This is a genomic window from Pseudomonas protegens (genome assembly GCF_003732485.1).
GTDB classification, from domain to species: domain Bacteria; phylum Pseudomonadota; class Gammaproteobacteria; order Pseudomonadales; family Pseudomonadaceae; genus Aquipseudomonas; species Aquipseudomonas protegens_B.
In genome coordinates, this window is record NZ_MOAK01000034.1 from 198,653 (window position 1) to 205,466 (window position 6,814).

Here is a 6,814-nt window from a genome sequence, read left to right on the forward strand (position 1 = left end):
CGCATCGAAGCGAGCGGCTTCGGCGATCTGCGCCAGTTCTTTATAGACCGCAAAATCCAGTCCTGCCTGGGCCGGCACATCCGGATGACGCCAGGCAGCAACGTGGTGACCGGTGGCCATGAGAAAGGCGCCGAGCTTGATCTGGCGAGTGGAACGGGACATGGATCACTCCTTGTTTCATGCTGCAAAAGAGACACTCCAACGCCCGCCGTAGGAGCTGACTTGCCAGCGAAAGCGCCCTCAAGACCTACGCCCATCTCGCTGACCCGTTCGCCGGCAAGCCGGCTCCTACAACAGCCTGTTGGTGACAGACACAACGACCGCTACCACCGCCTCCGTCGTAGGAGCTGGCTTGCCAGCGAAAAAGCCCTCAAGACCTGCGCCCATCTTGCTGGCCCATTCGCCGGCAAGCCGGCTCCTACAACAGCCTGCTGGTGACAGACACAACGACCGCTACCACCGCCTCCGCCGTAGGAGCTGGCTTGCCAGCGAAAGCGCCCTCAAGACCTGCGCCCATCTCGCCGACCCATTCGCCGGCAAGCCGGCTCCCACGACGGCAGAGGCATCAGAAATCTTTGCGCAGCTGTACGCCGAAATAACGTTCGTCATCCCGGGGCACCGCGCGATAGATGTAGTTGCCGCCACTGGCCAGCAAGGGCGAATAGGACTTGTCAGCAAGGTTCTTGCCCAGCAAGGCCACGCGCCAACCGTCGTTGTAATCCGCCAGGGCGATGCTGGCGTTCCAGATGCCGTAGGCGCCCTGCCGGGTGTCGAGGTTCTGGCTGATGTCGTACTGCACCTCGCTCTGCCAGCTGTAGTCGGTGCCCAACTCGATATCCAGGCCGTTATCCAGCGGGATGCTGTAGTCGGCCCGCACGTAGCTTTTCCAGTCCGGGCTGAAGGGCAACGGCTTGCCATTGACGTTGCACGAGGCCGCCGCCCCCGCCGGGCAGGCAAACTCGTCAATGCGCGCCCGGGTGTAGGCCAAAGCGCCGGAGAACTTCAGTTGCTGGGTGGCCTGCAAGGCGTAATCCAGCTCGACGCCTTCGCTACTGACGCTGCCGGCGTTGATCAGGCGGGTCACCACCTGCCCGGCCACGGTGTCGAAGAAGTTGGCCTGGTAGTTGTCGTACTCGCTGTGGAATACCGCGAGGTTGGTGGTCAGGCGATTGTTCCAGCTGCTGGCCTTGATCCCGGCTTCCCAGGTGTTGGAAGTCTCGGGTTTGAGCGCGTCGGTGTCCCGGGGCTGCATGTTGAAGAAGACGTTGTAGGCCGGCCCCTTGTAACCCCGGGAATAGGTCAGGTAGCTGGTGACACTGTCGCTGAGGTCGTATTGCAGCCCCAGGCGACCGGACCAGCCATCCTCGTCCACCGAGCCGGAGCTGCGGGTACCCGGCTGGATACCGCTGACCGTGGTGGCCGAAGTCGAGACCCGGCGGTGGTCGTATTTCAGGTCGTCATGGGTCCAGCGCAAGCCGGCAATACCGCGAAAATCCTCGGTGAAATTCAGCGTGCTTTCACCAAAGACCGCATAGCTGTCATTGGTGGTGCTGTAGTCGGCAATCCCGCGGTTGACGGCAGTGGTCGTGGTCAGGGTGCGCTGGTAGGTCTCCTCGTCCTTGCCATGCATGTAGAACAGGCCACCGACATACTCCAGGAACTGCCCCTTGGGCGACGCCAGGCGCAATTCCTGCGAGTACTGGTTGTAGTCCAGGTCGCCCTTGTCGGCGGTTCCCGGGAAGGCTGCCGTCACGTTTCCGAGTCGGTCGCCATCCTGGTACTGGGTGTTGCTCCAGCCACGCCAGGCGGTGATCGAGGTCAGTGTGTAGTCACCCAGGTTCCAGTCCAACTGCCCGGACAAGCCCTTGTTGACGTCCTCCACGTGGGTGCGGGTATCGGTGTTGATATCGCGGTTGTCGTTGCTGGCCCGGACCGGATTCAGGGCATTGGCGAAGGCCGGGGTCAGGGCCTTGCTGACCACGCCATTGGGCGCGTCGTCATGGGACTGCATGTAGTCCGCGGCCAGGGTGAACTTGAGGTCCGCGCTGGGGGTGAACTCCAGCTTGCCGCGCACGCCCTTGCGGTTGTAGCCGTTGACCTCCTGGCCGTTGTGGCGGTTATCCACATTGCCGTCGTAGCTGCCGAACAAGGTGGTGACCGAGCCTTTGAGGGTGTCGGGAATCAGGCTGCCGCCAATGCCGAAGCGGGTGCGACTTTCATTGCCGCCGTAGTAGGACTGATCGATGTAGCCGTGGGTCTGGGCAGTGGGGGCTCTGGTGACGATATTCAGCACCCCGGCCGAGGCGTTCTTGCCGAACAAGGTGCCCTGGGGACCGCGCAGCACCTCGATCCGTTCCAGGTCCAGCAAATCCAGCGTGGCCTGCCCGGGCCGGCCGTAAACCACACCGTCAATCACCGTGGCCACTGTCGGCTCGACCCCGGGCGACGTGGAAATGGTGCCCACGCCGCGGATGAACAGCGAGGTGTCCTTGTTCGAAGCACCGGTACGAAAATTCAGCGACGGCACCTGCTGCACGATGCTCGCCACGCCGTTGCGGTTGTCCCGTTCCAACTGCTCGCCATCCACCACCGAAACCGCCACCGGCACTCTCTGCAGCGACTCTTCGCGGCGGGTGGCGGTGACCGTCACCGACTTCAGCGTCGGCTCCTGATCCTTTGCGCCTACGCTGCTATCGGCGGCATGGGCCGCTGGCAATGGCAAGGCCGCCAAGCCTGCCAGCAGCCAGCCCAGATGAAGCCGGGATGAAGTGGCGCCACGAATCGACTGCGTGAGTCTGTGCTGCTCCCCAAGAAAATTCTGCATGCTGCACCTGCTGAAAAATGCCCCGAACCGCTGCCGTTCTGTGCCGACAGCGCCTGAAATCTGTCTTGGGCATTCGCTCGAGCGAGTAGCAGACATGGCGCTTTGTTAGCGCTAACATCGCCAGTATCGACAAGCTCCTCATAGAGCGTCCAATACTGAAAAATTACTTTTATATGCCTTTTGGTTCAGTCCAAGGAAAGCGCTCATGACCACTGACCAAACGCCTGTCCGCAAGCGCCGCGGCGCCGGCCGCGTGACCCTGAACACCGTGGCCCGCCAAGCCGGGGTCTCGGCGATCACCGTATCGCGCTACTTCAACCAGCCGGACAGCGTCTCCCCCGAACGCCGGGATCGCATCGCCGCGGTGGTGGCCGAACTCGGCTACGTGCCCAATCTGGTGGCCGGCGGGTTGGCCTCGGCCCGGGGCAGGATCGTCGCCATGGTCATTCCGAACATTTCCGGGCCGATCTTCGCCCAGACCATCCAGGGCTTCAGCGATACCCTCAGCCGCCACGGCTACCAGTTGCTGCTGGCCTCCAGCTACTTCGACGCGAAACAGGAAGAAAGCGCGGTGCGGGCCTTTCTCGGCTGGTCCCCGGCGGCCCTGGTCCTGACCAGCCACTTCCACAGCCCGGGCACAGAAAAAATGCTCGCCGAAACCCAGATCCCGCTGATCGAAACCTGGGATTACCAGCCACAGCGCCAGCCCATGCAGATAGGTTTTTCCCACTTTCAGGTGGGGGTCAGCGCCGCTCGCCACCTGCATGCCAAGGGCTACCGGCGTATCGCCTTCGTGCAGAACAGCGCCCCCGGTGACTTCAGTGCCCTGGAGCGCCGCGACGGCTATCTCGCCACCCTGGCGGAGCTGGACCTGCCGTCCCGGGTATTCGCCCCGGATGCCGATCGGGCACCCTTCGACGCGGGCAAACAGGCCATGGAGGCCCTGATGAGCGCCTCACCGCGGCCGGATGCAATCATCTTTGCCAATGACAACCTGGCAGCCGGCGGCCTGCTGGCGGGGCAACGAGCAGGGCTGAAGATTCCCGAGGACTGCGCGGTGCTGGGCTTTGGCGACTACCCCTTCGCCCAGATGCTGCTGCCGAGCCTGAGCACCATCAAGCCACCGGCGCTGGAGATCGGCGTACTGGCCGCGACCCGGGTCCTGGAGAGCCTCGGGGTACTGCCAACCGACGCAGAAGTGCAGCGCCTGAACCTGCTGCAATGCCAGGTGATCGAGCGTGAGAGCACCTAGCCTCGGGCCGACAGTTCGCGCAGCGCCGCGGCAGCCAGGAACCCGGAGCGCGAGCGGTAGCGCAGGTCACGCTTGACCGTCTGATCGATGCGCTCCAGCAGGTGTTCCGGCAGAGTGGCATTGAAGCGCACCGACTTGCCGAAATACGGCGTCACGTCGAACTCCACCACGCCCCATACGCCCCCGGCATACTCGGGGTTATCCAGGTGATCATCGATCTCGTGCACCTGAGGCAGGGGCTCGCCGTCCGCCACCAGCCCTTCGTAATGCAGGGACAACGCCTCCTTCACGTTCTCGAACGCCTGGGACACAGTGTGGCCGGCGGAGTAACAGCCCGGCACATCCGGAACGATCACCCCGTATTCGGAGTCGGCATCCTTGTGCAGAACCACCGGAAATTTCATGTCGTTGGACTCCTCATGCAATAACGGGCTCATTTCAGGCCCGCCTGTTTCAAGATGCTGTTGATCGTGCCTCGGGGCAGATCCGCATCCGGGTGCTTGATGGTGACACGCCCTGGCTTCCAGGGATGTTTGTACTGACGGTGACTGCCCTTCACGGCGATCAGGTACCAACCATCCGCCTCAATCTTGCCGATCATCTCCCGACTGCGCATAACCCTGCCCTGTGGATACCGAACCATCAGGCACCTTATCCAACACAGAACGCAGCGATACACACTATACACACTTGATTAATCAATACGCTGATAGCGCAATGCCCTCTATCAGCGCAGGAGCCGGCTTGCCGGCGAAGAGCCCCTCAAGCCCTGCATCGCCCTCAAGGACCTATTCGCTGGCAAGCCAGCTCCTACGCCGGGCTTTCCATCGGCGCGCTAGTAGGTCAATGCGCCTCGGCGAACACCTCTGCCAGCCAGTCGACAAACACCCGCACCCGCGGCGACATGTGGCGGTTATGGGGATAGACCACCGACACCGGCATCGACGGGGGCGGCGTGTCGCAGAGAATCTCGCGCATCAGGCCCTGCTCGATCTGTTCGGCCACGTGGTAACGCGGGCACTGGATGATGCCCAGCCCGGCCAAGGCCGAAGCGCCATAGATCTCGGCACCGAACACCGACAAGGCACCCTCGATGGCCACTTCGCGCACCTGCCCCTGCACCACGAACTCGAAAGGGAACAAGCGGGTGGCGGTACGCGACACATAGTTCACCGCCCGATGCACTCCGAGCTGGTCCAGGCTGCGCGGCTCACCGTATTGCGCCAGGTAGCCCGGGCTGGCGCAGGTGACCTGTTGCAGGTTCGCCACCCGCCGGGCAATCAGCGACGAGTCGCCCAGATGGCCGGCGCGCAGCACGCAGTCCACGCCTTCGGCGATCAGATCGACAAAGTGATCGGCCTCGCTGATGGCCAGTTCGATCTGTGGATAACCCTGCATGAACTGCCCCAGCCGCGGAATCACGAAGTGCTTGGCCAGGGTGCCGTGCATATCCACCCGCAAGCGCCCGTGGGGCTCCACAGTGCGAAACGCCAGTTCGGCCTCTTCCAGCTCTGCCAGCAGTTGTACGCAGCGGGGGTAGTAGGCCTCGCCGTCCAGGGTCGGACGCACCCGACGGGTGCTGCGCTCCAGGAGCCGGGTGCCGAGCCAGGCTTCGAATTGATTGAGGGTATGAGTCAGGGTCGCCCGCGGCAGATTGAGGTCATCGGCGGCTAGAGTGAAGCTGCTGCGCTCGTAGATCCGCACGAACACTTTCATCCCTTTGACTTGATCCACAGGCGGCTCCAGAAGCTGGATTGTTGGCGATTATTGAACAGTCAAGGCAACTCTGGCGCATTTATCCACAGCGGTAAATCGGTGATTCTGCGGCCACTCCAAACCATTCCCCCTGTAGAAGGACATCAGCCATGACCGCTCAATCTGCAAAAGTCGCCATCGTCACCGGAGCCTCTCGCGGCATAGGCGCGGTAATCGCCCACCAACTGGCCAAGGACGGCTACGCCGTGGCCATCAACTACGCCAGCAGTGGCGGGGAGGCCTCGACGCTGGTGGAAGAGCTGCGCCAGGCCGGGCACCGGGCTATCGCGATCAAGGCCGATGTAGCCAAAGCCGACGAGGTCCGACAGCTGTTCGAAGCAACCGAAAACCGACTGGGCAAGGTCGATGTGCTGATCAACAACGCCGGCATCCTCAAGGTCCTGCCTCTGGCCGAGCACAGCGACGAGCTCTACGAGCAGACTTTCGCCATCAACACCCGCGGCACCTTCAACACCCTGCGCGAAGCCGCCACGCGGCTCAACGACGGCGGCCGCATCGTCAACTTCTCCAGCAGCACCGTCGGCCTCAACCTGCCGGGCTATGCGGTGTACATCGCCAGCAAGGCCGCAGTGGAATCCCTGACCCAGGTGTTCGCCAAGGAGCTGCGCGGGCGCCGGATCACGGTCAATGCCGTAGCGCCGGGGCCGGTGGCCACCGAGCTGTTCCTGCAGGGCAAGAGTGAGGAACAGGTGGCGAATTTCGCCAAGATGCCGCCCCTGGAACGCCTCGGCCAGCCGCAGGATATTGCCAACATCATCAGCTTTCTGGTGAGCCCGGCGGCGGGCTGGGTCAACGGACAGGTTCTGCGGGCCAATGGCGGGCTGGTTTGACGCCTATGCTCGATACATGCGCCGGCACGCCGGCTCCCGGGGAGTACCCATCATGCATACCACCATCATCATTACCTTCGGCCTGATCCTGTTGGCTCTGGTGCTGTTTATCGGCGAGCGGCTGGGGGTTCC

Annotated in this window: 6 protein-coding genes and 1 pseudogene; 2 read left to right on the forward strand and 5 right to left on the reverse strand. The window is 63.0% G+C overall.

The window, feature by feature from the left end; all coding sequences use genetic code 11:
• Both BLX41_RS34605 and BLX41_RS06500 read right to left on the reverse strand, forming a co-directional pair.
• Positions 1 to 162: pseudogene (locus BLX41_RS34605) on the reverse strand (nitrilotriacetate monooxygenase); the annotation flags it as partial.
• 403 nt (positions 163 to 565) lie between these two features.
• On the reverse strand, positions 566 to 2,824 hold the full coding sequence (locus BLX41_RS06500) for a TonB-dependent receptor (protein ID WP_123724232.1): 2,259 nt from the start codon (positions 2,822 to 2,824) through the stop codon (positions 566 to 568).
• Positions 2,825 to 3,029: 205 nt separating this feature from the next.
• Between BLX41_RS06500 and BLX41_RS06505 the strand changes: the two genes are divergently transcribed.
• Positions 3,030 to 4,076 carry a LacI family DNA-binding transcriptional regulator gene (locus tag BLX41_RS06505; protein WP_123724233.1) on the forward strand — a complete coding sequence of 349 codons (1,047 nt, stop codon included), beginning with the start codon at positions 3,030 to 3,032 and terminating at the stop codon, positions 4,074 to 4,076.
• On the opposite strand, the gene BLX41_RS06510 is transcribed toward BLX41_RS06505, so the two are convergent.
• The 3 genes from BLX41_RS06510 to BLX41_RS06525 all read right to left on the reverse strand — a co-directional run bounded on the left by BLX41_RS06510 (position 4,073) and on the right by BLX41_RS06525 (position 5,810).
• On the reverse strand, positions 4,073 to 4,480 hold the full coding sequence (locus BLX41_RS06510) for a type II toxin-antitoxin system HicB family antitoxin (RefSeq protein WP_123724262.1): 408 nt from the start codon (positions 4,478 to 4,480) through the stop codon (positions 4,073 to 4,075). The two genes, BLX41_RS06505 and BLX41_RS06510, sit on opposite strands and share 4 nt — an antisense overlap.
• A gap of 29 nt (positions 4,481 to 4,509) precedes the next feature.
• The gene (locus BLX41_RS06515; protein WP_123724234.1) at positions 4,510 to 4,692 is read right to left on the reverse strand and encodes a type II toxin-antitoxin system HicA family toxin; all 183 of its coding nucleotides are present in this window, start codon (positions 4,690 to 4,692) and stop codon (positions 4,510 to 4,512) included.
• Between the two features lie 227 nt (positions 4,693 to 4,919).
• Positions 4,920 to 5,810 carry a LysR family transcriptional regulator gene (locus BLX41_RS06525; protein WP_123724235.1) on the reverse strand — a complete coding sequence of 297 codons (891 nt, stop codon included), beginning with the start codon at positions 5,808 to 5,810 and terminating at the stop codon, positions 4,920 to 4,922.
• 131 nt (positions 5,811 to 5,941) lie between these two features.
• On the opposite strand from BLX41_RS06525, the gene BLX41_RS06530 reads away from it, so the two are divergent.
• Positions 5,942 to 6,682: an SDR family oxidoreductase gene (locus BLX41_RS06530; RefSeq protein ID WP_123724236.1), complete on the forward strand. Its 741-nt coding sequence runs from the start codon at positions 5,942 to 5,944 to the stop codon at positions 6,680 to 6,682.
• The last annotated feature ends 132 nt before the right edge of the window (positions 6,683 to 6,814 follow it).

Bases quoted from the DNA above. Each gene is read 5' to 3' on its own strand.
- BLX41_RS06500 (WP_123724232.1), bottom strand. From the start codon at position 2,824: ATGCAGAATTTTCTTGGGGAGCAGCACAGACTCACGCAGTCGATTCGT.
- BLX41_RS06530 (WP_123724236.1), top strand. From the start codon at position 5,942: ATGACCGCTCAATCTGCAAAAGTCGCCATCGTCACCGGAGCCTCTCGC.
- BLX41_RS06515 (WP_123724234.1), bottom strand. From the start codon at position 4,692: ATGCGCAGTCGGGAGATGATCGGCAAGATTGAGGCGGATGGTTGGTAC.
- BLX41_RS06505 (WP_123724233.1), top strand. From the start codon at position 3,030: ATGACCACTGACCAAACGCCTGTCCGCAAGCGCCGCGGCGCCGGCCGC.
- BLX41_RS06510 (WP_123724262.1), bottom strand. From the start codon at position 4,480: ATGAAATTTCCGGTGGTTCTGCACAAGGATGCCGACTCCGAATACGGG.